Below are 26,973 nucleotides of genomic sequence, written 5' to 3' on the forward strand. Positions count from 1 at the left end.
TACGACCACCGGAAGGTCGGGATCAGACGGTCAGCGGGCGATCGGTGGGCTTGATCGGCCGCGGCAAGGTCGACGTGCCGTCGGTCAGATAGGCGTCGACACCGGCGGCCGCCGCACGGCCCTCGGCGATCGCCCACACGATGAGCGACTGACCGCGTCCACAGTCGCCGGCGACGAACACACCGTCGACACTCGACATGAAGTCCCCATCGCGCACGACATTGCCGCGCTCGTCCAGGTCGACGCCGAGCTGCTCGACCAGTCCCTCCGGCTCGGGACCGGTGAAGCCCATCGCGAACAGCACCAGCTGTGCCGGGATCACCCGCTCGCTGCCTTCGATCTCCTCGAAGCGGCCGTCCTTCATCTCGACCTCGGTGATCCGCAGACCCGAGACCTCGCCCTCCTCGCCGACGAACTCCTTGGTCGAGACGGCGTAGACGCGATCGCCACCCTCCTCGTGCGCCGAGGCGACGCGGTAGATCATCGGATACGTCGGCCAAGGCTGATGGTCGGGACGGTCCTCACCCGGCTGCGGCATGATCTCCAGGCTCGTCACCGAACGGGCACCCTGGCGGATCGCGGTGCCGAGGCAGTCGGCACCGGTGTCGCCGCCGCCGATGATGACGACGTCCTTGCCGGTGGCGACGATCTGGTCCTCGACCTCTTCGCCGAGCGCCACCCGATTGGCCTGCGGCAGGTAGTCCATCGCCTGATGGATGCCCTCGAACTCACGTCCCGGCGCCGGCAGGTCGCGACGGACCGTCGCGCCGATCGCCAGCACGACCGCGTCGTAGCGCTCGCGCAGCTGCGTGCCGGTGATCTTCTCACCGATCCGCACGCCGGTGCGGAACACGGTGCCCTCGCGCTGCATCTGCAGGACGCGCCGGTCGACGTGCTCCTTCTCCATCTTGAACTCCGGGATGCCGTAGCGCAGCAGCCCGCCGGGCTGGTCGTCGCGCTCGTAGACGGCGACGGTGTGACCCGATCGGGTCAACTGCTGCGCGACCGCGAGGCCCGCCGGACCCGATCCGACGACAGCCACGGTCTTGCCCGTCAGCCACTCCGGAGGCTCAGGCTTGACGTTGTTCTCGTCCCAGGCCCTGTCGATGATCGAGACCTCGACGTTCTTGATCGTGACCGGGTCGCGGTTGATGCCGACGACACACGAGGTCTCGCACGGCGCGGGGCACAACCGCCCGGTGAACTCCGGGAAGTTGTTGGTCGCGTGCAGACGCTCGATCGCATCGGACCAGTCGTCGCGCCAGACCAGGTCGTTCCACTCCGGGATCAGATTGCCCAGCGGGCAGCCCTGGTGACAGAACGGGATGCCGCAGTCCATACAGCGCCCGGCCTGCTCGGTGATGATCGGCAGGAGGGCCCGCCCAGCGCCGCCGGGGTAGACCTCTTTCCAGTCGTTCACGCGCTCCTCGACGGGGCGGCGCTCGGCCACCTGGCGCGGAGTGGTCATGAAGCCACGGGGATCAGCCACGTGCGGCCACCTCCATCATGCGTGCGGTCGTCTCTTCGTCGGTCAGTCCCTCGGCCTCGGCGGCGTCACGCGCCTCGAGGACCTTGCGGTAGTTGACCGGCATGATCTCGCGGAACCGGCCGACGGCCGTGTCCCAGTCCTTCAGCAGGGCCTCCGCGACCGGCGACCCGGTCTCCTCGGCATGTCGCTGCACCATGCCGCGCAGCCACTCGCCGGTCTCTGCGGGCACCTCGCGGACCTCGACGAGCTCGCGATTGACGAGGTCCTCGTCCAGGTCGAGCACGTAGCCCTGCCCCCCGCTCATGCCGGCCGCGACATTGCGGCCGGTGGGGCCGAGGATCACGGCGCGGCCACCGGTCATGTACTCCAAGGCGTGGTCGCCCACGCCCTCGACGACCGCGGTCGCACCCGAGTTCCGGACGCAGAACCGCTCGCCGACCTGTCCGCGCAGGAACAGCTCACCGGAGGTGGCACCGAAGCCGATGACATTGCCGGCCACGATCTGCTCCTCGGCGACATAGCCCGCGTCACGCGGTGGCCGCACGATGATCCGGCCACCCGACAGACCCTTGCCGACGTAGTCGTTGCCGTCGCCCTCGAGCCGCAGTGTGATACCGCGCGGCACGAAGGCGCCGAAGGACTGTCCGGCCGAGCCGAGGAAGGTGATGTCGATCGTGTCATCGGGGAGACCCTCGCCGCGATACCGCTTGGTCACCTCGTGACCGAGCATCGTGCCGACGGTCCGGTTGACATTGCGGATGGCGACCTGGGCGCGCACCGGCTCGCCCCGCTCGAGGGCATCGGCGCTAAGCGCGATGAGCTCGTTGTCGAGCGCCCTGTCGAGGGCGTGGTCCTGTCGCGTGGTGCAGTGCAGCGACGCGTCCTCGGGCAGCTCGGGCCGGTAGAACACCGGCGAGAGGTCCAGGCTGCTGGCCTTCCAGTGGTCGATGGCCTCACGGGTGTCGAGCGCCTCGACATGGCCGACGGCCTCGTCGATCGACCGGAAGCCGAGCGCCGCGAGGTGCTCGCGCACCTCCTGAGCGATGAACTCGAAGAAGTTCACCACGTACTCGGCCTTGCCGGAGTACTTCTCGCGCAACGCCTGGTTCTGCGTCGCAACGCCCACCGGACACGTGTCCAGATGGCACACGCGCATCATGATGCAGCCGCTCACGACGAGCGGGGCCGTCGCGAAGCCGAACTCCTCGGCGCCGAGAAGCGCCGCGATGACGACATCACGACCGGTCTTGAGCTGTCCGTCGCACTGCACGACGATGCGGTCGCGCAGACCGTTGATGAGCAGCGTCTGCTGGGTCTCGGCAAGCCCCAGCTCCCACGGCCCGCCCGCGTGCTTCAACGAGGTCAGCGGCGAGGCGCCGGTGCCGCCGTCGTGCCCGGAGATGAGCACGACATCGGCCTTGGCCTTCGACACGCCGGCCGCGACCGTGCCGACACCCACCTCGGACACCAGCTTGACGTGCACGCGCGCCGAGGGGTTGGCGTTCTTCAGGTCGTGGATCAGCTGCTTGAGGTCCTCGATCGAGTAGATGTCGTGGTGCGGCGGCGGGCTGATGAGGCCGACACCGGGCGTGGAGTGCCGCGTCGTGGCCACCCAGGGATAGACCTTCGGGCCGGGCAGCTGGCCGCCTTCGCCGGGCTTGGCTCCCTGCGCCATCTTGATCTGGATGTCGTCGGCATTCGACAGGTATTCGCTGGTGACGCCGAAGCGCCCCGACGCGACCTGCTTGATGGCCGAACGGCGCTCCGGGTCGTACAGACGCTCGGCGTCCTCGCCGCCCTCGCCGGTGTTGGACTTGCCGCCGAGGCGGTTCATCGCGATCGCCAGGGTCTCGTGCGCCTCCTGGCTGATCGAGCCGTAGCTCATCGCACCGGTCGAGAAGCGCTTGACGATCTCGCTGACCGGCTCGACCTCATCGACGGAGATGGGCGCACGCTCACCGTCCACGAAGCGGAACAGCCCGCGCAAGGTCATCAGGCGCTCGCTCTGCTCGTCGACCCGCTGCGTGTACTGCTTGAAGATGTCGTAACGGCCCGTGCGGGTGGAGTGCTGGAGCCGGAACACCGTCTCGGGGTCGAAGAGGTGCTCGGGGCCCTCCCGGCGCCACTGGTACTCGCCGCCGACCTCCAGCTGGCGGCGGTGACCGATGATGCCCTTCGTGGGATACGCCTTGAGATGACGCTCGCGCACCTCCTCGGCGAGAACGTCCAGGCCGACGCCGCCCAGCTTGCTCGCGGTGCCGGTGAAGTACCGCTCGACCACCTCGTGCGACAGGCCGACGGCCTCGAAGATCTGCGCGCCGGTGTACGAGGCGACGGTCGAGACGCCCATCTTGCTCATAACCTTCAGCACGCCCTTGCCGAGGCCGTAGGCGATATTGCGGGCGGCCGCCTCGGGCTCGACATCGTGGACGTAGACCGCCTGGCGGGCGAGGTCCTCGGCCGTCTCCAGCGCGAGATACGGATTGACCGCCGTCGCGCCGAAGCCGATCAGCAGGGCCACGTGATGGACCTCGCGGACATCGCCGGCCTCGATCAGCAGACCGGCCTGGGTGCGCAGCTTCTCGCGCACCATGTGGTGGTGCACCGCGCCCGTCAGCAGCAGCGAGGGAATCGGCGCCAGATCGGCATTGGAGTGGCGGTCCGAGAGCACGATGACACGCGCGCCCTTCTCGACGATCGCCTCCGACACCTCGGCGCAGATCTCGTCCAGACGCGCGCGCAGAGCCTCTCCCCCGCCGTGCACGTCATAGAGGCCGCGGACGACGTGCACGCTGAAGCCCGGCATGTCGCCGTCGCGGTTCATGTGCCGGATCTTCGCCAACTCGTCGTTGTCGACGACCGGGAAGGGCAGCTGCAGCATGCGGCAGCTCGCGGGGCTCGACGCGAGCAGGTTGCGCTCGGGGCCGATCGTGCCCGCGAGCGAGGTGACGACCTCCTCGCGGATCGCGTCCAGCGGCGGGTTGGTCACCTGGGCGAAGAGCTGGCTGAAGTAGTCGAAGAGCTGACGTGGACGATCCGAGAGCGCGGCGATCGGCGTGTCGGTGCCCATCGAGCCGATCGCCTCCGCCCCTGTACGGGCGATCGGCGCGATCAGCCGGCGCACCTCCTCGGCGGTGTAGCCGAAGACCTGTTGGCGACGAGCCACGGAGGCGTGCGTGTGGACGATGTGCTCGAGATCGGGCAGGTCCTCGAAGCGCACGAGTCCGGAGTACAGCCACTCGTCGTACGGGTTCTCCTGGGCCAGCTGGCCCTTGATCTCCTCGTCCTCGATCACCCGGTGCTGGTCCAGGTCGAGCAGAAACATACGGCCCGGCTCGAGCCGGCCCTTCCGGACGATCGTGGCGGGATCGAGGTCGAGCACACCGGCCTCGGAGGCCAGCACGACGAGTCCATCGTCGGTGATCCAGTAGCGACCCGGACGCAGGCCGTTGCGGTCCAGGACGGCACCGATCTGCGTGCCGTCGGTGAAGCAGATGCACGCTGGCCCGTCCCAGGGCTCCATCACGGTGGAGTGGAACTCATAGAAGGCGCGGCGCGCCGGGTCCATCTCGGCGTCGTTCTCCCACGCCTCGGGCACCATCATCATCACCGCGTGCGGCAGCGGGCGTCCACCGAGGTGAAGCAGCTCCAGCACCTCGTCGAAGGAGGCCGTATCCGAGCCCTCGGGGCTGCAGATCGGGTACAGCCGGCTGAGATCGCCGGGGATCAGGTCGCTCTCCAGCAGCGCCTCACGGGCACGCATCCAGTTGCGGTTGCCCATGGCGGTGTTGATCTCGCCGTTGTGCGCGACGTAGCGGAAGGGGTGGGCCAGCGGCCAGCTCGGGAAGGTGTTGGTGGAGAAGCGGCTGTGCACGATGGCGAGCGCGGACTCCATCCGCTCATCGAGCAGGTCGGGGAAGAACTCCTCCAGCTGCTCGGTGGTGAGCATGCCCTTGTAGACCAGCGTGCGGCTGGACAGCGATGGGAAGTAGACACCGGCCTCGTGCTGAGCACGCTTGTTCAGCGCGTACGTGAGCCGGTCGAGCCCCACTCCGGTGGGACCGGCCTCGGCCGGAGCGACGAAGCACAGCTCGAAGGCGGGCATGGCCGAGCGGGCCATCGACCCGAGGATGTCCGGCTGCGTCGGCACCTCCCGCCAGCCGAGGATGGTCAGTCCCTCCTCCGCGGCGATGCGCTCGAGGGACGCCTTGGCACCCGCGACGTCGTCGATCGGCAGGAAGGCCATGCCGGCGGCGTAGGCGCCGCGCTCGGGCAGCTCCACCGGGCTCACTGCACGCAGGAAGCGGTCAGGGGTCTGCATGAGCATGCCTGCGCCATCGCCGGTGTTGGGCTCGCCGCCGACCGCGCCGCGATGGTCGAGGTTGCGCAGCGCCGTGAGGCCCTGCGCGACGATGGTGTGACTCGCCTCGCCGGTCAAAGTCGCGACGAACGCGACACCGCAGGCGTCGTGCTCGAAGCGCGGGTCGTACAGACCCTGCGCCGGGGGAAGCGATGAGAAAATCGACATGCAGCCGTCCTCACGTCGTCTGGAACTACCTGGAAGGGCGCTGTGCTCGGTGCACTGGCACCGGGGACGACGTTGGCCACGGACAGCTTGACGATTCTACACTGCGTGGCTCCGGTGTCGAGTCGGCGCTATGACGACGAGGTGAACTCTTCGGCGAGGTCGACGACGCCGTCGGCGTCGACCTCCCCGTCATCGGGGGCGCCTATCCGCACGGTGGCCATCTCATTGTCGGACAGCTGGGCATGGATCTCCACGCTCTCGGGCCACTCGTCGATCGTCGCGGCCTCGGTGCCGGAGAGCTCCAGGTCATCGCCCTCGCCGAGCAGCGTCTCCGGGTCGGAGCTCTCGAAACGGGCGAGCTGGACGGTGGTCAGGTCCCCGCCGAGATAGGTGCACCTGACGGCGTCATCCGCGGTGCCGCCACGGGCGAGCTGAACGGTAATGCCGAGGATCTCCGCGACATCGTCCGCGACGGGGCATCCCTCCCCGACACGGGTCGACATCGCCTGCTCCATATAGTACCGCGGGAGCGACTCGCCGAAGGCGATGAGGAAGTCGATGGATTCCTGTTCGGTGACGACATTCTCCGGATTGCTGTTGCTCATCGCGTCGTTGCGCATGATGACCTCGTGGTCGCCGAAGCGGGCTCCCACCGTGACGCTGACGGCCGGCTCGCCTCCCATCGCCGACCGGAACGCCTCGTCGCCGACACCCTCCAAGGGCGCGGCCTCTCCGCCACCGACGCTGACGAGCTCGGAGAGGTCCCGGCCGTCATCGACCATGCGCACGCCGAAGCTCATCGAGTAGACGTCTCCCAGGGTGCAGCCGTCGAAGACGAGGTCGCCGATCAGCAGTGTGCTGACCGGTTCACGATCACGCGGATTGATCGAGGCGAGGGCATCCTCGGGTGCAGCCGAGCAGGCATCGAGTGCCGAGGCCGGCGGCTGGGAGGCGTCCGATGTCTGCGGGGCCGGTTCGGGCGACGCATCGTCGTCATCGCTGGACGTGTCCGCACATCCCACCAACAGTCCGGCCAGCAGCAAGACTGCTGTCGTCCCCATCACTCGACCCATCAGCGCCCCCTAGAGATTCAGAGCTTCTGACGCATCCAAGCACGCGCTCAGCCAGAGCGCACCCTCGGGAGGAGGCCGAGGTTCTGGAGCAGCGGTACGTCATCAACCTCACCGAGGGCTCATGCCGTTGATCCTCTACCGCCGGTCCGACCGAAAGGTTGACTATCTACCGCCAACCCGGACGAGAGGTTGACCAGGTACCGCCGGCCGCGGGTGTGGTCAGGGGGCGACGGAGCAGGCGGGCGCAGGAGGCAGCGGGGCGGGCACCCCGATACTCGGCATGCCGAGCCCCACGGCACCGGGGCGCACCTCGGTCTTGCCCTGACGGGCCTCCCACGCATCACCGGCGCGGGTCCGTCGCACCTCGATCGGGGCGTCGTCGGCCACCAGATAGTGCGGCGCGGCCTGCGTGACGCGGGTGATGACCATGTCGCCCGGACGGACGTCGGCATCGCCCGGCTGGAAGTGCACCAACCGGTTGTCGCGGGCCCGGCCGCTCAGCCGACGCGTCTCGGCGTCCTTGCGACCGCCGGCGTGCGCCTTGTCGGCGACCAGCAGCTCGACGACCTCACCCTCACGCTTACGGCTCTCCGCCCAGGCGACCTCGTCGACGAGCGCGGAGAGCCGCTCGTACCGCTCCTGCACGACCTCCTTGGGCAGTTGATCGGGCAGGTCGGCCGCCGGTGTGCCGGGACGCTGGGAGTACTGGAACGTGAACGCGCTGCTGAATCGCGCCTCTCGTACGACCTCCAGCGTCTGTTGGAAGTCCTCCTCCGTCTCACCGGGGAAGCCGACGATGATGTCCGTCGTGATCGCCGCATCGGGCATGGTCTCGCGCACGCGATCGAGGATGCCGAGGAACTTGCCGCGGCGGTACGAGCGGCGCATCGCCTTGAGCACCCGATCGGACCCGGACTGCAGCGGCATGTGCAGCTGCGGCATGACATTGGGCGTCTCGGCCATGGCGGCGATGACGTCATCGGTGAAGTCCTTGGGATGCGGGCTGGTGAATCGCACCCGCTCGAGGCCCTCGATCTCGCCGCACGCCCGCAGCAGCTTGGAGAACGCCTGCCGGTCGCCGAACTCGACGCCGTAGCTGTTGACATTCTGGCCCAGCAGCGTCACCTCGACGACGCCGTCCGCGACGAGCGCCTCGATCTCGGCCAGGATGTCGCCGGGACGGCGATCGCGCTCCTTGCCGCGCAGGCTGGGCACGATGCAGAACGTGCACGTGTTGTTGCAACCGACGCTGATGGACACCCAGGCGGCGAAGACCGAGTCGCGCTTGGTGGGCAGCGTGGACGGGAAGGTCTCGAGCGCGTCGAGGATCTCGACCTGCGATTCGGCCTCGATCCGCGCCCGCTCCAGCAGGACCGGCAGCGAGCCGATGTTGTGGGTACCGAACACCACGTCCACGTACGGTGCTCGACGCGTGATCGTGTCCTTGTCCTTCTGCGCGAGGCAGCCTCCCACGGCGATCTGCATGCCGGGGTTCTGTGCCTTGACGCTCGCGACGTGACCGAGATTGCCGTACAGCTTGTTGTCGGCGTTCTCGCGGACCGCACACGTGTTGAAGACGACGAGATCGGGGGTCGCTCCCGTGTCAGCCGGGGCGTAGCCGGCGGTCTCGAGGAGCCCCGACAGTCGCTCGCTGTCGTGGACGTTCATCTGGCAGCCGTAAGTACGGACCTCATACGTCTTCGCCATAACCCCGCCAGGATACGCGGCGCGGCGAGACCGGTGGCCGGCCGGGCGATGGGATGATCTTCTCCACATCTCGTGCCTCGAAGGAGTTCCGATGACCCTTCCCCCGTATCAGCACTACGGAGTCCCCCAGCAGCGACCATCGCGTCCCTGGCTGTGGGCACTGGTGGGTGCGCTGGTCGGGGCAGCCGTGACCGCCGCGGCGGGAGTCGCGATCATCATCGGCATCGGCATCTGGATGCTCGACGGCGACTACATGGTCACCGATCCCGATGTCATCGACGCGACGCGACACCCCTGCGAGGAGGTGGCGGATGCCGCACGGGACCTTCCTCGCTTCTCCGGCACCGCCGACGGTGCCGAGGCGCTCGACCGGGTCAGCACCTCCCTGGTGGACGTCACCGACGCCATCGAGGCGAGCGGGACCTCCGAGGACGCCTCCCTCGCCTGGCGGCGCGATCTCAGCGAACTCGCCGACCGCGTGGCGGACTACGCCCTGGCGGTCGCCGAGGGCGATCTCACCGCTCCGGACCTGGGAGCTTCCACCGGCCTGATCGAACGCATCGACTTCGGCGCTCCGAGCGGATGCGAGATTCCAGCAGCCCTCGCCGCCCTCGATCCCGACTACGCCGGCTACTGGTCCGAGTGGGGCTGAACGTCCCGAAACGGATACTCTGATCCGCCGAGGCCCCTATTACGTTTCGATGAACGACGGCCCTTGAGGGGCTCTGGACGTTGCGCCACACTTCCGGTTCCGATTGGCTATGGAGCATGGCTGACACTGCTCCCCCCATGGTCTCCATGCGCGGCGTCCAGAAGTGGTTCGGGCGGTTGCACGTTCTGCAGGACATCGACTTCGACGTCGCCTCCGGCGAGGTGGTCGTCGTCATCGGTCCCTCGGGGTCGGGCAAATCCACGCTCTGCCGCACGATCAACCGCCTCGAGACCATCGACGAAGGCACCATCGAGATCGACGGCAAGACCCTCCCCGAGGAAGGCAAGGCCCTCGCTGGCCTGCGCGCGGACGTCGGGATGGTGTTCCAGTCCTTCAACCTCTTCGCGCACAAGACCGTGCTCGAGAACGTGACCCTCGGCCCCATCAAGGTCCGCGGCACGAAGAAGGCCGAGGCCGAGCAGCGCGCCCACGAGCTCCTCGAGCGGGTCGGCGTCGCCAATCAGGCGTCGAAGCTCCCCGCGCAGCTCTCCGGCGGTCAACAGCAGCGTGTCGCGATCGCCCGGGCACTCGCCATGGAACCCAAGGTGATGCTCTTCGACGAGCCGACCTCGGCCCTCGACCCGGAGATGATCAAGGAGGTCCTCGACACGATGGTCGACCTCGCCGAGCGCGGCATGACGATGATCGTCGTCACCCACGAGATGGGCTTCGCCCGCACCGCGGCCAACCGGGTCGTGTTCATGTCCGACGGTCGCATCGTCGAGGAGAACACCCCCGAGCAGTTCTTCACCAACCCACAGAGCGATCGCGCCAAGGACTTCCTCGGCAAGATCCTCAAACACTGACCACGACCGCTCCGCCACAACCCCGACGGAAGGAAATCCCATGAGGTCCACCACAGCTCGCCTGGCGTCCATCGCGGCCGCCTCGATGCTGGCACTCGCCGCCTGCGGCGATGCCGGCTCGGATGACGAGACCGCGCCGGATACCGACTACGAGGTCCAGGACGTCAGCTTCGACGACGGCACCCGGATGGCCGAGCTCAACGAGCAGGGCACCGTGAAGATCGGCGTGAAGTACGACCAGCCCGGTATCGGCTTCCGCGCCGCCGGACAGGACGACCCGACCGGATTCGATCCGGAGATCGGCAAGATCGTCGCCGCGCACCTCGGCATCGAGGCCGACGACATCGAGTGGGTCGAGACGATCTCCCAGAACCGCGAGCAGTTCCTGCAGAACGGCACGGTCGACTTCGTCATCGCCTCGTACTCGATCACCGACGACCGCCGCGAGGTCGTCGGCCAGGCCGGACCGTACTACGTCACCGGCCAGGGCCTGCTCGTCCGCGAGGACGACGACTCCATCAACGGCCCCGATGACCTCGAGGGCAAGAGCGTCTGCTCGGTCACCGGCTCGACCCCGATCAAGCTCATCGAGGAGGAGTACGGTGCGGACCCGGCCGGCTTCGACACCTACTCGGAGTGTGTCGACCAGCTGCTGAGCGGCTCGGTCGATGCCGTGACCACCGACGAGGCCATCCTGCTCGGCTACGCCGCCGAGAACGAGGGTGAGCTCAAGGTCGTCGGCGAGCCGTTCTCCGAGGAGCGCTACGGCATCGGCTACAGCAAGGACGCCCCGGAGCTGTGCGAGTTCCTCAACGACACGCTGACCGATGCCTTCGACGACGGCGACTGGGAGACGGCCTTCGACGAGACGCTCGGCAAGGGCGGCGCGGACGCGGGTACCCCGCCCGAGCTCGATCCCTGCGAGTCCTGATTCCGTCACCGGCAGGCGGGGCGGGTCCCGCACCCGCCCCGCCTGCCGGTGTGACCGACCTGAAGGTGATCCATGGACTGGTTGACCGATAACTGGCTCAACATCCTGCGCGGCTTCGGCGAGACGCTGAAGCTGCTCGGGCTCTCGGGAGCCATCGCCCTCGTACTGGGCACGCTCGTCGCGCTGGCTCGGGTCTCCCCCGTGCCGATCCTGCGCGGCGTGGCCATCGCCTACGTCACGATCTTCCGCAACACGCCCCTGCTCGTGTTGATCCTCATCACCTATTACGGGCTCCCTGAGGTCGGCATCGACTTCGGCTTCTTCATCAACATCAGCCTGGCGATGGGCTTCTACACCGCGTCCTTCGTCACCGAAGCAATCCGCTCGGGCTTCAACGGGGTCCCCCTCGGCCAGGCCGAGGCTGCGCGCGCGATCGGCATGCCCTTCACCCAGTCGATGTCTCAGGTCGTCCTTCCGCAGGCCTTCCGCTTGGTCGTCCCTCCTCTGGCGAGCGTCTTCATCGCGCTCACCAAGAACACGTCGCTGGCGGCGACCTTCGGCGTCGCCGAGGCGACCTACCGCATGCGCGGGCTCTTCAATGACTACGCCTCCCAGATGATCTTCATCTTCCTGGGCATCGCCCTCGGTTACATCCTCATCGTCGCGGTCATCTCCTGGATCGCGACGGCCTTCGAACGACGATTCGCGGTGAACGGCCGATGAGCGCCTCCACAGTCCTGTACGACGCTCCCGGGCCCAAGGCGCGCGCTCGCTATCGCCTCTTCGGCATCCTCACGGTCGTCGGCGTCCTTCTCCTTCTCGCCGCCGTGATCTGGCGTCTGTGGAGCCGTGACCAGCTCACCGCCGAGAAGTGGGAGGTCTTCTATACCCCCCGCTACATCGAGTTGCTGGCGCGCGCCACCCTCGACACGCTATGGATCGCGGCCCTCTCGATCGCGGGCGCCCTCGTCTTCGGTGTGATCTTCGGCGTCGCGAAACTGTCCGATCACCTCCCCGTGCGATGGTTCGCCTGGGTGGTCGTCGAGTTCTTCCGTGCCGTTCCTTTGCTGCTGCTGATCATCTTCGTCTGGTTCTACGCCTACGACACCCGGCTCGGCACCATCGCGCCGCTGGTCATCGCGCTGATCCTCTACAACGGATCGGTGCTGGCCGAGACCTTCCGTGCCGGCATCAACGCGGTACCGAAGGGCCAGGTCGAGGCCGCCTTCGCCATCGGACTGCGCAAGTCGGCCGTGATGCGTATCGTGCAGCTGCCGCAGGCGATCAAGATCATGACCCCGGCGATCATCAGCCAGTGCATCGTGGCGTTGAAGGACACCAGCCTCGGGTACTACATCCTCGCAGCGGGTCTGACGACGACCGGCCGGGAGATCTGGCGCACCTTCGACAACCGGCTCGCCACCGCGCTGGTGCTCGCAGCGATCTACATCGTGCTGAACCTCCTGCTGACCGCTCTGGGCCGTTGGGCCGAGCGGCACATCACCGGTGCACGCCCGCCCCAGGCCCTCGCGGACAAGCCCGGCCAGCCCACCGCAGTCTGAGGAGACCTCCACCGAGGTGCCGGACGCGGCCGCGGACGGCCGGGCCGTGCCGACCGCTCCAGAACAGGAGTGACCGCAGGGTCGGTCAGCCGACGGGCGTGACCCACAGATGGATCGTGCCGCGCACCACGACCGTGCCGTCATCGCGCGTTGCGGTCACCGTGACCGGAACATCGGGGGCTCCGTCCCAGTCCGCCCCTGTGGTCTCGGCGCGACACACGAGATCACTCGTCGACTTCGCCAGGTAGTCGACCTCCATGCCCTTGGGAAGCCAACGGTGGCCTTCGGGTACCGTCGCCTCGGCCAAGAGCCCCATGGCTGCCTCGAGCCCGTTGCAGACGGCGATCGCGTGCACGGTGCCGATATGGTTCTGCACGCCCCATCGCTTGCCGACGACGACTTCGGCCTCGTGCGGGCGCATGATGGTCACCCGTGGCCGGATCGTGCGGAAGTACGGGGCTTTGAGGGCGAAGGCCAGCGAGAACAGCCGATCTCCCAACGGCAACGCTCGAACGCGCGAGTAGAGGTCGAAGGTCGATGTCATGGGCCGAGCGTAGAGCCATCCGGACCGAACTTCTCACGCGGGGCCGTACATGTTACTTCCGCGTAATCGGCTGCCTCGGGCTGGATCCACCAGCCTTGCTCGAATCCCGCTTTGCGCAATGCTCCGAGGGATCGATGATTGCGCGCATCGGGCGCCGCGAGGAAGCGTGGAGCATCCGGATACTCCACCACGAGCACCTGACGGCAGAACTCCGCGATCATCGCACCGCCGAGCCCCCGTCCGACCCGGGCGGGATCGCCGATCAGGAAGTCGAAGCAGACCGCCTCGGGATCGCGGACGCGCACCACGATGTCCTGATCGGCGGCGACGGGAAAGCTCTGAAGAAATCCCACCGGGTGCTGGTCGAGGACGGCCAGCCACATCCGGACCGGCGAGCGACCGTCGAGCCGGTCGGCCAGCACGTGGCGGGCATCCTCGATGCCCGCGAAGGCCCGCGGGAACCAACGCAGCACATGTGGTTCGTTGCGCCAGCTCACCAGAAGCGGAAGATCGGGCTCGACGAACGAACGAAACTGCCACATCGACGTCTCACTCGATGTCGTCGGCGGTCTCGTCCAGGACCTCGCGTACCACCGCGAAGGCGACCGACGAGCTATAACCCTTACGTGCCAGAAGACCCGCGAGACGCCGCGTTTGCACCGTCCGGTCAAGGCCCCGCAAGCTCGGCAATCGGCGCTCGACCAACTGGCGTGCCGCCTGGTGCTCACCGTCGGTATCGACCTCATCGTCCAGTACCGTCCGGGCGAGCTCGTCGTCGATACCCTGACGGCGCAGCTCGACAGCGAGGGCCGGCCGGGCGAGACCTTTGACCCGTTGACGCGATTCGACCCACGTCCGCGCGAAGCGCTCATCGTCGACGAGACCGACGATCTCGAGTCGATCGAGCACCGCGGTGGCCACCTCCTCGGGAACCGCCTTCTTGGCCATCGCTGTCGCCAAGTCCGCCCGGCTGCGGTCGCGATCGGTCAACCGATCGAGCGCGACCGTCCGGGCGAACTCCTCCAGTTCGGTGCCGGTCAGCCCCTCGGCCGTCCGGCGAGCCATCAGAAGTCTGCGGCCGACAGATCGCCGTCCTCGACGGGCTCGTCGACCTGAGCGCCGATGCCGAGGTTCTCCTTGATGCGCTTCTCCAGCTCATTGGCCAGGTCCGGGTTGTCGCGCAGGAAGTTACGCGAGTTCTCCTTGCCCTGCCCGAGCTGGTCGCCCTCATAGGTGTACCAGGCACCCGCCTTGCGCACGAAGCCCGCGTCGACGCCGAGGTCGATGAGGCTGCCCTCGCGGCTGATCCCCTGGCCGTACATGATGTCGAACTCGGCCTGCTTGAAGGGCGGCGCCATCTTGTTCTTGACGACCTTGACGCGCGTGCGGTTGCCGACCATGTCAGTGCCGTCCTTGAGCGTCTCGATACGGCGCACGTCCATACGCACCGACGCGTAGAACTTGAGCGCCTTGCCGCCGGTGGTGGTCTCGGGCGAACCGAACATGACGCCGATCTTCTCGCGCAGCTGGTTGATGAAGATCGCCGTGGTACCCGAGCCGTTGATGGCACCCGTCATCTTGCGCAGCGCCTGACTCATCAGCCGGGCCTGCAGACCCACGTGGCTATCGCCCATCTCACCGTCGATCTCCGCTCGTGGTACGAGCGCGGCCACCGAGTCGATGACGATGATGTCCAGGGCGCCGGAACGGATGAGCATATCGGCGATCTCGAGCGCCTGCTCCCCCGAGTCGGGCTGCGAGATCAGCAGAGCATCGGTGTCGACGCCGAGCTTACGGGCATAGTCCGGATCCAGCGCGTGCTCGGCATCGATGAACGCCGCGACACCGCCCGCGCGCTGAGCATTGGCGACGGCGTGCAGGGCGACCGTGGTCTTACCCGAGGACTCCGGGCCGTAGACCTCCACGATCCGGCCACGCGGCAGACCACCGATGCCGAGGGCGACGTCGAGCGCGACGGCACCGGTCGGGATCACCTCGATGGGGGCCTTGGTGCGGTCACCCAGGCGCATGACCGCGCCATTGCCGTACGAGCGAGAGATCTGGGCGATCGCGTTGTCGAGAGCTTTGTCCTTGTCGCCTTCGGCGCCGACGGGGGCCTTGGACGCGGTGTTCTTGGCCATGAGGCGGGTCCTGTTCTGTGTCGTGGGTGGCGGGCCATCTTCGACGGTAGAAGAACCCACTGACATTCGTGAGCCTCATCGACTCGTCTGTGGATGACGGTTCTTCCTCGTCCAGCCTGTGGATCACAGTCTAGGCGAACACGTGTTCGATCGCGCGCGACACGCCGTCAGGCCACGAAGACGCAGAAGGGATGCCCCTCGGGATCGGCGTAGACGCGCAGCGGCTCCTCGGGATCGTCACTCCGGTCGAGCAGAAGCTCGGCCCGCAAGGCGAGCAGACGATCGTGCTCGGCGTCGAGTTCAGCGACATCCTCGACCGTCAGGTCGAGGTGGATCTGCTGCGGTACCGTGCCATCCGGCCACGTGGCGCGTGTCAGCTGCTCGACCCGCTGGAAGGCGAGCCCAGGGCCGCCGTCCGGATGACGGAGGACCACCCACTCGGGCCGTGGGCCGGAGTCCGCGTCACCGGAGCGGTAACGCCAGCCGAGCACCTCGCGCCAGAACTCCGCGAGACCCCGCGGGTCCGTCGCGTCCAGGACCGTCTGCCGCAGTCGCAACGCGACTCACCGCTCCGAGGCCGGCAGCTCGAGAACGGCATGGACGGCGCGCCAGACGCGCTGCGGCGGCACCCCGGCATCGAGCGCCTCGTCGACGGTGCGGTCGCCCAACGCGGCGATCGACTGCTGTGAGGCCCAGGAGGCCGAGTACGCGCTGCCGAGGTGCTGGTCCATCCGCGCCCAGAACTCGCTGTGGCGCATCAGGCGGCCGAGACCTCGACCTTGCTCGGAGCGATGCTGGAGACCGTGGCCAGCTCGGCGGCCTCCTCGACCTCCATCAGGGAGCTGACGTCCAGCAGGACCTTGCTGAGCGGCACGTCCAGGGCGGTGGCCAAAGCGGCGAGCAGCTCCGAACTGGGCTCCTTCTGGCCGCGTTCGACCTCCGAGATATAGCCCAGACTCACCCGTGCTCGCGCCGAGACATCGCGCAGCGTGAGGCCCTGCGCCAGCCGGCGCGCGCGGAGCACTTCGCCGACGAGCTGTCGCATCGTGGTCATGGGCTCCTCCTGACGTGGTCTTCGCCTGTGGTCAACGCGGACCGGAACCCGCTTGTTCCCTCAGCCTAGCGCCCAGCAGTGACAGCGCCGCGTCCACCGCCCCGGAACGGACCTGTGTCCGATCGCCGGAGAGATGGAGCTCCTCGGCGACCGCGACATCATCGGGCCCCGCCACGGCTACGAAGACCGTGCCCTGTGCACGACCCTCGGAGGGCCCGGGACCTGCCACGCCGGTCGTGCTCACGCCCCAGTCGGCGTCGAACTCGCGACGGGCCCCCGCGGCGAGAGCGGTCGCGACCTCCGCGCACACCGTGCCGCGCTCCGCGATCAGCTCGGGGGGAACGTCGAGCAGCGCGGACTTCATCTCCGGCTGATAGGCGACGATCCCTCCACGGACGACCTCCGACGCGCCGGGAGGATCGACCAGCGCGGCGCACACCAGGCCACCGGTCAGGGACTCGGCGGTGGCAACGTGCTGGCCGGCCGCGGTCAGCGACGCGACGATCTCCTCGGCCTTCACCGTGCCGGCGTCCTGGAGAGCCGACGTGCCTCGACGACGTACTGCACGCCGGTGACGACCGTGACGACCACCGTGGCGGCCATCACACCGTGCGTCACCCACCGGAGCAGATCCGAGACGAGGTTGTCCCAGAGCTCGAAGGGCAGCAGATATCCAGCGATGGCGAAGGCCTGCAGGACGGTCTTGAGCTTGCCGCCACGGCTCGCGGGCATCACCACGCCCCGTCGGACCATGAAGAACCTCATGACGGTGATACCCCACTCGCGCACGAGCATGAGGATCGTGACCGTCCAGAACAGCCAGTGGTCGAAGATGATCGCCAGTCCGACGAAGGCCATGCCGGTGAGGGCCTTGTCGGCGATCGGGTCGGCGATCTTGCCGAAATCGGTGATCAGGCCGTGCTTGCGCGCCAGATCGCCGTCGATCTTGTCGGTCGCCATCAGCAGGACGAAGGCGACCCACGACCAGACGCGCAGCCACTCGTCCTGCCCGCCGTCGATGAGCAGCAGCCAGCCGAACAGCGGGACGCCGAGGATCCGGATCACCGTCAACACGTTCGCGATGTTGAGGTTGCTCGGAGCAGCGTCCTTCTCGGTCATGGTGTTCAGTATGGAGCACGCCGGAAGCCCTCAACCGGCCCGCCCTCGGACTCCCCACCGATCTAGGGCACGGCGCGGTGGATAGGCGTCCATTCCCCGCTGGCCGCGGTGGGACAGCGTCCATCTGATCCTCGGGGAAGGACGCTCACCCACCGCTCGCCGTCGAGGACGGACGCCTACTCACCGCCCAGGGGGCTCAGCCGGCCTGGATGCTGGCGAGCATGTCGGGGAGGTCATCGGGCCTGACGAGCACGTCACGGGCCTTGGAGCCCTCGCTCGGCCCGACCACACCGCGGCTCTCCAGGATGTCCATCAGACGACCCGCCTTGGCGAATCCCACACGCAGCTTGCGCTGCAGCATCGAGGTGGAGCCGAACTGCGTGTTGACCACCAGCTCGACCGCCTGCAGCACCAGATCCATGTCGTCGCCGATGTCATCGTCGAGCTCCCGCTTGGCCTGCTGCGGAGCCGTGACATCCTCGCGATACGAGGGCTTCAGCTGCTCCTTGCAGTGCTCGACCAGCGTCTGGATCTCACTCTCGTTGATCCAGGCCCCCTGCATGCGCATCGCCTTGTTAGCGCCCATCGGCAGGAACAGGCCATCGCCCTGGCCGACGAGCTTCTCGGCTCCTGGCTGGTCGAGGATGACCCGGCTGTCGGCCAGCGAGCTCGTGGCGAATGCCAGCCGGCTCGGGACATTGGCCTTGATCAGGCCGGTCACGACGTCCACGCTGGGGCGCTGGGTGGCCAGCACGAGGTGGATGCCCGCGGCACGCGCCAGCTGGGTGATGCGCACGATCGCGTCCTCGACGTCGCGGGGGGCGACCATCATGAGGTCCGCGAGCTCGTCGACCACGACGAGGAGGTACGGATAGGGCGCGAGCACCCGCTCGCTGCCCGGCGGCGGCTGCAGCTTGCCCGACGAGACGGCCTTGTTGAAGTCGTCGATGTGCCGGTAGCCGAAGGCCGCGAGATCGTCGTATCGCAGATCCATCTCCCGGACGACCCATTGCAGGGCCTCGGCCGCCTTCTTCGGATTGGTGATGATCGGCGTGATGAGATGCGGGATGCCCTCATAGGCCGTCAACTCGACGCGCTTGGGGTCGACGAGGATCATCCGGACCTCGTCGGGCGTCGCCCGCATCAGCAGCGAGCTGATCATCGAGTTGACGAAGCTTGACTTACCCGAGCCCGTGGCACCCGCGACCAGCATGTGGGGCATCTTGGCGAGATTCGCCAGCACGAAGCCGCCTTCAACGTCCTTGCCGAGACCGATGACCATCGGGTGGTGGTCGCCGCGTGCCTTGCTCGACCGGAGGACATCGCCGAGCGAGACCATCTCCTTGTCGACATTCGGGATCTCGATGCCGATCGCCGACTTGCCCGGGATGGGGCTGAGTATACGCACCTCATTGGAGGCCACGGCGTACGAGATGTTCTTGCTGAGGGCGGTGACCTTCTCGACCTTGACGGCCGGGCCGAGCTCGACCTCGTAGCGGGTGACCGTCGGTCCGCGCGTGTACCCGGTGACGGTGGCGTCGATCTTGAACTGCTCGAGCACCTCGGTGAGCCGGTCGACCACGGCATCGGACGCCGAGGTGCGCGCCTTGGGCGGCGTGCCCTCGCGCAGGGCACCCGGGTCGGGCAGGGTGTAGACGATGTCGCCCGAGAGCGCCAGCTGCTCGGCACGGACCGGGATCGGCTCGATCGGCTTGCTCGACGCCGGCGCAGGTGGTGCGGCAGGCTCCTCCTCCATCGCCGACAGCGGAGCGGGCTCGGGCACGTCGATATCGTGTCCGGCCGCGATATCGATCGCGTCGGGCTCCCCCGGCCCTTCGACGAGGGGATTGTCGAAGGGCTCGTCCGCGGCGTCGAAGGTCGTGCGGGGGTGGCGCTTGCGCGCCGGGGTGGTCGGCGCCGGCTCAGGATCGGCCTCGTCGGCGTCCCGATGGCGCCCCAGCAGACGGTCGCATCCGGCCCGCAACCGCCCCGGTACCGCGTACAGCGGCGTGCCCGTCACCACGAGCACCCCGAAGATCGTCAGCAGCACCAGCAGCGGCGCGACCACGAAGGGACTCTTGAGCAGGTCGATGAGGATCGCCGAGAACAGGAAGCCGATGGCGCCGCCGGCCTCCCCCATGCTGCCCGCGCCGTCGCCCGGGCGCGGGACGTCATGTGCGAGGTGCACGAGTCCGAGAACACCGCCGCAGATCGCGCTCCAGCCGATCACCTGCCGGCCGACGGGGCCGTTGCGATCGGGGTGGCGCAACGTACGCCAGGCGATGACCACCAGGACGATGGGGATCGCCCAGGCGAGCAGGCCGACTGTGCCCGTGGCCGCCTGGCGGACTCCCCGGCCCACAGCGCCCGAGACATCCCACCACACCGCCGCGGCGGTCACGATCGCGATCGCGAGGATCGCGAATCCGACGCCGTCGCGGCGCTGCGCTGGGTCCAGCTCCTTGGCGCCCGTGCCGACGCTGCGCGCGACAGCCCCGGTGGCGCCGGAGATGCCGGACCAGACCGCCCGTACTCCACGCCCCACGGCCTGCACCGCGGTGCCCGCGGGGCTGGGGCCGGAACGCGCAGCGGACTTGGGCGCAGGCTTGCGCGCCTGCGGCTTCTTCGCCGCAGGCTTCTTACGGGCCTGGCCTCCGGACGGTCGCTTCTGCGACGGGGAAGACGTTCGGGTCGCCATGTTCCAAGGCTAAACCACGACTCGAGGGTTGCCCGGTTCCGACACTCCCCTCCCCCTGGCCCTCGGCTCCGGATATGGCCGGTGATCCCACCGTGACCTGTCGTCGACGGCCCCCGGCCGCCGGCGCGACGCGTGCACGGGCGGGCGGTGCCTGGTCAACCATCGATGTCCGCCGGACACGCCGAGGGGACGCACGTGGAGGTTGATCGGTCACCGATATCGAGGGTGGGCGGATCCCGGTGCCCGGTCAACCATGGACGTCCGCCGGACACAGCAGGCGGCGCACGTGGTGGTTGACCACGCACCGCCCACGAGCAGGGGTGGCATCAGCAGACCGCCCCTGACCTGACCGACGTGGGTCACCGGCCCATCGCGAGCGACGATCCGCGCGCGGTGGCACGAGCGAGCACGAGCGAGATCACCCCGGGCTCGCCGGCACCGGCGCTGAGAAGCGGTGCCGTCACCACATCGGCTCCCAACCGGCCGATGCGGCTCGTCGCCTGCGACATCGTCAACGCGTAGATCGAGACGACGACGCGCCGCTGATACGCCCGGGCGATGTCGATCGCCTCTGCCAGCTCCGGCCCGCTCATGTCACCGGCGACATGCACCCGACCGCCCCAGACGGCGCTGAGCAGTCGCGCTGCCTTCGCGATGTCGTGCCGGGCGCGCACCGAGCCCGCGGGACCGGCCGCGAGCACGATCGAATCGCCCGGCCGCGCTCCCGCCTCGATCAGCCTCCGCACCCCGAGCTCGGCGAGCAACCAGTCCGGTCCGATCGGCGCCGCCACCGTGACACCCGGCAGCGCCGAGGCGAGATGCCGGAGCCGCGCCTCCACCTCGTCGTCATGCCAGAGCGTCAACGGCACCACGACCCGCCGGCCAGGAAGCTGCGCTACGACCTCGGCGACGTCCGGGTGCTGGGTGCCGACGAAGGCGTCGACGACATCGAACTCCCGCGTCTCGCGCCGAACACCCTGCACCACGGACGCCAGCGCGGCGCGCCCCGCATGCGTCTCGACGCCCTGCGCGCACACCACCAAGGTGGCCTTCGTCATCGCTCATCCCCGATCGGCGCGGCCCGGGTGACCGCCTCCCGACCAGGGTGACGAGCGGCTGTTTCGCTGAGGTTAAGCGTGGTGACGGAACCGGTTACGAACCGAGAACCGCCGGCTCAGGCCTCGACGACGATCGGCACGATCATCGGTCGGCGACGGAGCGTGCGTCCGGCGTACGAGCCGAGGATCCGGCGCATGACCTGCTGCAACTGCCGCGAATCGCGCGTACCGTCGCCGAGCGCCTCCTCGAGGGCCGCGACGAGTTTCGGGCGGACGCCGTCGAACACCGTGTCGTCCTCGGCCAGGCCGCGTGCGTGGATATCGGGGCCCGTGATGATCTTGCCGTTCGTCGAATCGATCACGACGACGGCCGAGACGAAGCCCTCCTCGCCGAGCACCCGGCGGTCCTTCAGCTCCGAATCGGTGAGGTCACCGACGGAGGAGCCGTCGACGTAGACGTAGCCGCAGTCCACGGCCCCGACGATCCGCGCGTGCCCGTCGATGAGATCGACCACGTAGCCATCCTCGGCGAGGATCACATTCGGCACCCCGGTGGCCTCGGCGAGCGCCGCATTGGCGTGCAGATGGCGGATCTCACCGTGTACCGGCATGACATTCTGCGGCCGGACGATGTTGTAGCAGTAGAGCAGCTCACCGGCCGAGGCGTGACCGGAGACGTGCACCAGCGCATTGCCCTTGTGCACCACGTGCGCGCCGAGCTTGGTGAGGCCGTCGATCACGCGGTACACGGCATTCTCATTGCCGGGAATCAGCGACGAGGCCAGCAGCACCGTGTCGCCGGGCTCCAGGCTCACCTGCTGGTGGCTGCGATTGGCGATGCGGGACAGCGCGGCCATCGGCTCCCCCTGCGAGCCGGTCGACATGAGCACCATCTTCTCCGGCGGTGCCGCGTCGACCTTGTCCACCACGACACCGTCCGGGACGTGCAGATAGCCCAACTCGCGCGCGATCTGCATGTTGCGCACCATCGACCGGCCGACATAGGCGACCTTGCGTCCATGCTTGGCTGCGGCATCGAGCACCTGCTGCACGCGGTGCACGTGGGACGCGAAGGACGCGACGATGATCCGCTTGGTGCTGCGGGCGAACACCGCGTCGATCGCCGGGGTGATCTGGCGCTCGGCGGTCGTGAAGCCCGGGACGTCCGAGTTGGTCGAGTCGGTGAGGAAGAGGTCGACCCCCGACTCACCGAGCCGCGCGAAGGCCCGCAGGTCGGTGATGCGCCCGTCGAGCGGCAACTGGTCCATCTTGAAGTCGCCCGTATGCAGGGCCACGCCCGCCGGCGTCTTGATCGCCACGGCGAGGGCATCGGGGATGGAGTGGTTGACCGCGACGAACTCACACTCGAAAGGCCCGAAGGAGAGCACGTCTCCCTCCGAGACGATGTGCTTGGGCACCTGCTTGAGGCGGTGCTCCTTCAGCTTGGGCTCGAGGAGGGCCAGCGTGAGCTTCGAGCCGATCACCGGGATATCGCCGCGTTCGCGCAACAGATACGGAACCCCGCCGATATGGTCCTCGTGCCCGTGAGTCAGCACGATGCCGACGACATCGTCGAGACGGTCGCGGATGGGCCCGAAGTCGGGCAGGATCAGGTCGACCCCCGGATGCTGCTCCTCGGGGAAGAGCACACCGCAGTCGACGATCAGCAGCTTGCCGCCGAACTCGAAGACGGTCATGTTGCGCCCGATCTCGCCCAGGCCGCCGAGCGCGATGACGCGCAAGGCGTGCGGAGCGAGCGCCGGAGGCGGGCCGAGCGCGGTGTGCATGTGACTCATCGATTCACCTGCCCGAGGCCTCGGGGCACGTACAGTGCGCGGCTCGTCTCCATGTCCGTCATACGGTTCCTCACGTATCAGTCGAGCAGGCCCACGGCGGCCAGACCTTCGCGCACCATCGCGATCTCCGACTCCTCGATCGGCGGCAACGGGGGCCGCACCGCGAGAGAGTCGAGGACACCGCGCAGGTGCAGCGCGATCTTGGCCGTCATGGCGCCCTGCGTGTGGGTCATCATCGCCCGTACCAATGGCACGAGCTCAAGGTTGAGGCGACGCGCCTCGGCGAGATCACCGGCATCGACGGCCTCGACCATCCGGCGATAGCGGCCGGCCGCCGCGTGACCGACGACGCTCACCACCCCCGCCGCGCCGATGCTGAGCCAGGCGAGGTTCAACGAGTCGTCGCCGGAGTAGAGGGCGAGACCGGTGTTGGACAGCAGCCACGCACCGCGTTCGAGGTCCGCCACGGCGTCCTTGACGGCGACGACCTCGTCGAGGCGGTCGAGGGTCAGGTAAGTGTCCTCGGCGATCGTCATGCCGGTCCGGCCGGGGATGTCGTAGAGCATGATCGGCGTGCCGTCACCGGCCGCTGCCACCGCTTCGACGTGCAGCACGAAGCCGTGCTGCGGCGGCTTGGAGTAGTACGGCGTCACCAGCAGCAGCCCGTGGGCACCGGCGCGAGCCGCCTGCTCGGCGAGCTCGACCGAATGGCGGGTGTCGTTGGTTCCGACACCCGCGATGACGGTCGCCCGGTCACCGACGGCATCGAGGACGGCACGCAACAGCTCGCCGTCCTCGGCCACGGTCGTGGTCGGCGACTCGCCTGTGGTGCCGGAGACCACGATCCCGTCGTTGCCGAGATCGACCAGATGCGAGGCCACCTTCTGTGCCGCGTCCAGGTCGAGCTTGCCGTCGGCCGAGAAGGGCGTGACCATGGCGGTCAGCACACGGCCGAACGGAGCGGACGACGAGGCGAGCGGCGAAGTCATGCTCCGAGGCTACCGCTTGGACCGCCGCCGGGTCTGTGCAGGATCACCCGAGCAGGATCGCCAGTTGGCGCGACTGCGCGACGAGGTTGCCATCGCTGTCCCACAGCTCGCAGTCCTCCTCGTGGTAGCCACCGCTCACGTGCCGGGTGAACAGCCGGGTCGCGATCCAGCCGGGAGCCGGGAGGCGTCGCAGATGCACCGTCAACTGCACGGTCATCGATCCGTTCTCGCCGATCTCCATGACGGCCGGGGCGAACGAGTCACACAGCAGCGCGAGGGCCGGGAAGTCGATCTCCCGTCCTCCCCGCAGTCGTTGCCACAGCGTCACCGTCGGGTCCCCCGAGGGCGCACCGGTGGCCCACCCCGGCACCGTCGGGAGCCGGTACTCGACCTGGCCGAAGATGCCGTCGGGAGGCATCCCCTCGGCGATCGGGTCCAGGCACGAGTCCGGCTCGGGCAGGATCGGCGCCTCGGCGAAGTCCTCGCGCCGCGCCCCGTCCCCGTGCACGCCGAAGTTGACGACCGCCTGCGCGACCTGGGCGCCCTCCTGGTCGAGGCGTGCCGTCGCCGTCTGCACGCGCCGGCCCGAGCGCAGCACCTCGGTGTCCAGCTCGGCCTCTCCCACCGCCGGCGATCGCAGATAGCTGATCGCGGCGACGAGCGGGTCACCCGCCTCGGGTACCTCCTCGGCCACGCCGCGCAGCATGGCGGCGAGGAGGTACCCGCCGTTCGGCTTCCCCAGCGGCGTGTTCCATCGGTCGGTCAGCGTGAGCACCCGACGCCCGGCTCCGACCGGGCGCGACGTGGTGTCCTCAAGATATGTGTCGTCGTCCACGCCGTCATCATGCCCGATCGCCCTGACACTACGCCGTGGTGCTTCTCGTCCGCTCCGATGCGCGCAGCGCGGTAGTGAGGACGATGGCCGCGACGATGCCCACGAGCGGCGGGATCGCGATCTCCCAATGATCGGAGGCCCAGGCCAGAGCGCTGGCGACGGCGTAGACACCGAGATTCCTGACGTCGAACCGCGGCAGCGCGGCACCCGGAGGCATCTGCGAGCGGCGCCAGCGCGCCAGATAGTCGCCGATGATGACGCCGCCCAGCGGCGGGATGAAGATGCCCAGCAGGACCAGGTACTGCACGAGGTGCTGGTGCATGCCGCCGAGCGCGAGCAGCGTGCCGATGATCGATCCGCCGATGATGAACGGGACCTTGCGGGGGCGCTCGAAGAGCTCGGCTCCCGCGACGCCGAAGGCGTAGGCGGTATCCGCATTCGACTTCCACAGGTTGCCGAAGAGCAGGAACAGCCCCCAGCCGACCAGGCCGAGCTGGTAGAGGACGAGGACGAAGTCACCCTCGCCGAAGGTGATCGCGCCGATCGCGCCGAAGAGGATCATCAGTCCGTTGCCGAGCAGGAAGGCGATGAGGCAGGCCCACATCGCCTGCGAGCCGCTGCGGGCGAAACGCGTCCAGTTCGGTGCCTGCGTGCCGGCCGAGACGAAGGTGCCGACCACGGTCGTGATCGCCACAGCGGCCGTCATCGAGGTGCTCGGCTCGATGCCGAGGAAGGCGTTCCAGCCGCCGACCTCGTCCAGCGATCGGAACACCACCCAGACCGCGAGGACGAGGATCAGCGGTGTCGCCACCAGCGAGACCCAGTACATGCCCCGGTAGCCGTAACAGGCAGTGAGGCACATCAGCACGCTGGAGGCGATCATGACCGCGGCCTTCGCCGCGAAGGACTCCCAGCCCATCGCCTGTGCAGTGAGCTCGCCGACCGTCCCGATGATGACGCCGTACCAGCCGATCTGAGTGCCTCCGAGGAGGATCGAGGCGAGCTTGGATCCACGGGTGCCCAGGCTGTAGCGCGCCATGACGACCGTGGTGAGGCCCGTCCTCGCGCCGATCCAGCCGAGCAGCACGACATAGGTGCCGAGGATGACCGAGCCGAGGGCGATCATGAGCAAGAGGTCGCCGAAGCTGAAGGCGATACCCAGCTCGGCGCCCGCCAGCATCGTCGGCGTGAACACGGTGAAGCCCAGGAGCACGACCGCCAGCGAGAAGAAGGTCTTGCGTGCGTGCCGGGGAACGGGGGTGACGGGGTAATCCGGGTCGACGGCCCCTCCGTCGACCGGCTCGGCGCTCTGGCTCATGACGCGACCTCCCCTGTCTGGACCGAGATGTGCTCCGTAGTCGTCGACCGAGATCGGGCTCCGCTGACCAATCTGGAGCACATCTCGGTACTACGCGGGATCATGCTTCCTCCCCGATGTCCTCGGCCCACAGCTCCGGACGTTCGGCGAGCATCTTCTCCATCAGCGCCCGGCATGCCGGGTCGTCGGCGACGACGATCTCCTTGCCGAAGGAGCGCAACCAGTCCTCGCTGGCCTGGAAATTCCGGTTCTCGCCGATCACGATGCGAGGGATCTCGTACATGACAGCCGTCCCGGCGCACATGTAACACGGCGACAGGGTCGTGTAGAGCACACTCTCGCGGTAGATGCGCGCGGGCAGCCGCCCGGCGTTCTCGATGCAGTCGGTCTCGCCGTGGCGGATCGCACTGTCCATCTGGAAACGCCGGTTGCGGCCCACCGCGAGCACCTCGCCGTCGCGGACCAGCACCGACCCGATCGGGACCCCTCCTTCGTCCCAGCCGATCTGGGCTTGCTCGATCGCCAGATCGAGGAAGCGACGGTCGTCATCGGTCAAGGTCATGGGAACGCTCCTTCAGAGGACAATGAGATCTAGCTCACTCCATCAGCCGCT

Annotated in this window: 25 protein-coding genes; 5 read left to right on the forward strand and 20 right to left on the reverse strand. The window is 68.2% G+C overall.

Annotated features, from left to right (window positions below; genetic code table 11):
- Nucleotides 1-22: 22 nt before the first annotated feature.
- From JL108_RS04475 to miaB, 4 genes are all read right to left on the reverse strand, one after another.
- Nucleotides 23-1,489: a glutamate synthase subunit beta gene (locus JL108_RS04475; protein WP_205197276.1), complete on the reverse strand. Its 1,467-nt coding sequence runs from the start codon at nt 1,487-1,489 to the stop codon at nt 23-25.
- The gene (gltB, locus tag JL108_RS04480) at nt 1,482-6,017 is read right to left on the reverse strand and encodes a glutamate synthase large subunit (RefSeq protein ID WP_205197277.1); all 4,536 of its coding nucleotides are present in this window, start codon (nt 6,015-6,017) and stop codon (nt 1,482-1,484) included. The genes JL108_RS04475 and gltB overlap by 8 nt, the downstream gene beginning before the upstream one ends.
- 128 nt (nt 6,018-6,145) lie before the next feature.
- Nucleotides 6,146-7,078 carry a hypothetical protein gene (locus JL108_RS04485; RefSeq protein WP_205197278.1) on the reverse strand — a complete coding sequence of 311 codons (933 nt, stop codon included), beginning with the start codon at nt 7,076-7,078 and terminating at the stop codon, nt 6,146-6,148.
- 231 nt (nt 7,079-7,309) lie between these two features.
- Nucleotides 7,310-8,797, reverse strand: coding sequence for a tRNA (N6-isopentenyl adenosine(37)-C2)-methylthiotransferase MiaB (gene miaB / locus JL108_RS04490; RefSeq protein ID WP_205197279.1), 1,488 nt, complete (start codon nt 8,795-8,797; stop codon nt 7,310-7,312).
- A 91-nt stretch (nt 8,798-8,888) separates the two neighbouring features.
- Between miaB and JL108_RS04495 the strand changes: the two genes are divergently transcribed.
- From JL108_RS04495 to JL108_RS04515, 5 genes are all read left to right on the forward strand, one after another.
- On the forward strand, nt 8,889-9,449 hold the full coding sequence (locus tag JL108_RS04495) for a hypothetical protein (RefSeq protein WP_205197280.1): 561 nt from the start codon (nt 8,889-8,891) through the stop codon (nt 9,447-9,449).
- 137 nt (nt 9,450-9,586) lie between these two features.
- On the forward strand, nt 9,587-10,315 hold the full coding sequence (locus JL108_RS04500; protein ID WP_205197346.1) for an amino acid ABC transporter ATP-binding protein: 729 nt from the start codon (nt 9,587-9,589) through the stop codon (nt 10,313-10,315).
- Nucleotides 10,316-10,355: 40 nt separating this feature from the next.
- A complete protein-coding gene (locus JL108_RS04505) occupies nt 10,356-11,246 on the forward strand; it encodes a glutamate ABC transporter substrate-binding protein (protein WP_143912555.1) in 891 nt (296 codons plus the stop codon).
- A gap of 72 nt (nt 11,247-11,318) precedes the next feature.
- Nucleotides 11,319-11,969 carry an amino acid ABC transporter permease gene (locus JL108_RS04510; RefSeq protein WP_143912557.1) on the forward strand — a complete coding sequence of 217 codons (651 nt, stop codon included), beginning with the start codon at nt 11,319-11,321 and terminating at the stop codon, nt 11,967-11,969.
- Nucleotides 11,966-12,808, forward strand: a complete 843-nt coding sequence (locus tag JL108_RS04515) for an amino acid ABC transporter permease (protein WP_143912559.1) — start codon at nt 11,966-11,968, stop codon at nt 12,806-12,808. Before JL108_RS04510 ends, JL108_RS04515 begins: the two co-directional genes overlap by 4 nt.
- Before the next feature lie 85 nt (nt 12,809-12,893).
- Here the strand turns inward: JL108_RS04515 and JL108_RS04520 are convergent, their stop codons facing one another.
- From JL108_RS04520 to JL108_RS04595, 16 genes are all read right to left on the reverse strand, one after another.
- On the reverse strand, nt 12,894-13,352 hold the full coding sequence (locus tag JL108_RS04520; protein ID WP_205197281.1) for a hotdog fold domain-containing protein: 459 nt from the start codon (nt 13,350-13,352) through the stop codon (nt 12,894-12,896).
- The gene (locus JL108_RS04525) at nt 13,349-13,894 is read right to left on the reverse strand and encodes a GNAT family N-acetyltransferase (RefSeq protein ID WP_205197282.1); all 546 of its coding nucleotides are present in this window, start codon (nt 13,892-13,894) and stop codon (nt 13,349-13,351) included. The genes JL108_RS04520 and JL108_RS04525 overlap by 4 nt, the downstream gene beginning before the upstream one ends.
- Nucleotides 13,895-13,901: 7 nt before the next feature.
- A complete protein-coding gene (locus JL108_RS04530; RefSeq protein WP_240190649.1) occupies nt 13,902-14,417 on the reverse strand; it encodes a regulatory protein RecX in 516 nt (171 codons plus the stop codon).
- A complete protein-coding gene (gene recA / locus JL108_RS04535; RefSeq protein ID WP_143911506.1) occupies nt 14,417-15,493 on the reverse strand; it encodes a recombinase RecA in 1,077 nt (358 codons plus the stop codon). Before recA ends, JL108_RS04530 begins: the two co-directional genes overlap by 1 nt.
- A 167-nt stretch (nt 15,494-15,660) precedes the next feature.
- Nucleotides 15,661-16,050 carry a VOC family protein gene (locus JL108_RS04540; protein ID WP_205197283.1) on the reverse strand — a complete coding sequence of 130 codons (390 nt, stop codon included), beginning with the start codon at nt 16,048-16,050 and terminating at the stop codon, nt 15,661-15,663.
- Between the two features lie 6 nt (nt 16,051-16,056).
- Nucleotides 16,057-16,251, reverse strand: a complete 195-nt coding sequence (locus tag JL108_RS04545; protein WP_143911507.1) for a DUF3046 domain-containing protein — start codon at nt 16,249-16,251, stop codon at nt 16,057-16,059.
- Nucleotides 16,251-16,547: a helix-turn-helix domain-containing protein gene (locus tag JL108_RS04550; RefSeq protein ID WP_143911508.1), complete on the reverse strand. Its 297-nt coding sequence runs from the start codon at nt 16,545-16,547 to the stop codon at nt 16,251-16,253. The genes JL108_RS04545 and JL108_RS04550 overlap by 1 nt, the downstream gene beginning before the upstream one ends.
- Nucleotides 16,548-16,578: 31 nt before the next feature.
- Entirely contained in the window at nt 16,579-17,067 is a 489-nt protein-coding gene (locus JL108_RS04555) for a CinA family protein (protein WP_205197284.1), read from the reverse strand.
- Nucleotides 17,064-17,666: a CDP-alcohol phosphatidyltransferase family protein gene (locus tag JL108_RS04560; protein WP_143911510.1), complete on the reverse strand. Its 603-nt coding sequence runs from the start codon at nt 17,664-17,666 to the stop codon at nt 17,064-17,066. The genes JL108_RS04555 and JL108_RS04560 overlap by 4 nt, the downstream gene beginning before the upstream one ends.
- A gap of 196 nt (nt 17,667-17,862) precedes the next feature.
- Complete coding sequence (locus JL108_RS04565; RefSeq protein WP_205197285.1) at nt 17,863-20,364, reverse strand: DNA translocase FtsK; 2,502 nt, start codon at nt 20,362-20,364, stop codon at nt 17,863-17,865.
- A gap of 359 nt (nt 20,365-20,723) precedes the next feature.
- Nucleotides 20,724-21,422 (reverse strand): sirohydrochlorin chelatase, encoded by a 699-nt coding sequence (locus JL108_RS04570; protein WP_143911511.1) that lies wholly within the window; start codon nt 21,420-21,422, stop codon nt 20,724-20,726.
- Nucleotides 21,423-21,538: 116 nt separating this feature from the next.
- Nucleotides 21,539-23,218, reverse strand: coding sequence for a ribonuclease J (locus JL108_RS04575; RefSeq protein ID WP_205197286.1), 1,680 nt, complete (start codon nt 23,216-23,218; stop codon nt 21,539-21,541).
- 77 nt (nt 23,219-23,295) lie between these two features.
- The gene (dapA, locus tag JL108_RS04580; RefSeq protein WP_205197287.1) at nt 23,296-24,207 is read right to left on the reverse strand and encodes a 4-hydroxy-tetrahydrodipicolinate synthase; all 912 of its coding nucleotides are present in this window, start codon (nt 24,205-24,207) and stop codon (nt 23,296-23,298) included.
- A 43-nt stretch (nt 24,208-24,250) separates the two neighbouring features.
- A complete protein-coding gene (locus JL108_RS04585) occupies nt 24,251-25,042 on the reverse strand; it encodes a thioesterase family protein (protein WP_205197288.1) in 792 nt (263 codons plus the stop codon).
- Between the two features lie 28 nt (nt 25,043-25,070).
- On the reverse strand, nt 25,071-26,360 hold the full coding sequence (gene codB / locus JL108_RS04590; protein WP_205197289.1) for a cytosine permease: 1,290 nt from the start codon (nt 26,358-26,360) through the stop codon (nt 25,071-25,073).
- A gap of 100 nt (nt 26,361-26,460) precedes the next feature.
- The gene (locus JL108_RS04595; RefSeq protein ID WP_240190650.1) at nt 26,461-26,922 is read right to left on the reverse strand and encodes a nucleoside deaminase; all 462 of its coding nucleotides are present in this window, start codon (nt 26,920-26,922) and stop codon (nt 26,461-26,463) included.
- Nucleotides 26,923-26,973 lie beyond the last annotated feature (51 nt).

The organism is Aeromicrobium sp. YIM 150415 (assembly GCF_016918125.1).
GTDB classification, from domain to species: domain Bacteria; phylum Actinomycetota; class Actinomycetes; order Propionibacteriales; family Nocardioidaceae; genus Aeromicrobium; species Aeromicrobium piscarium.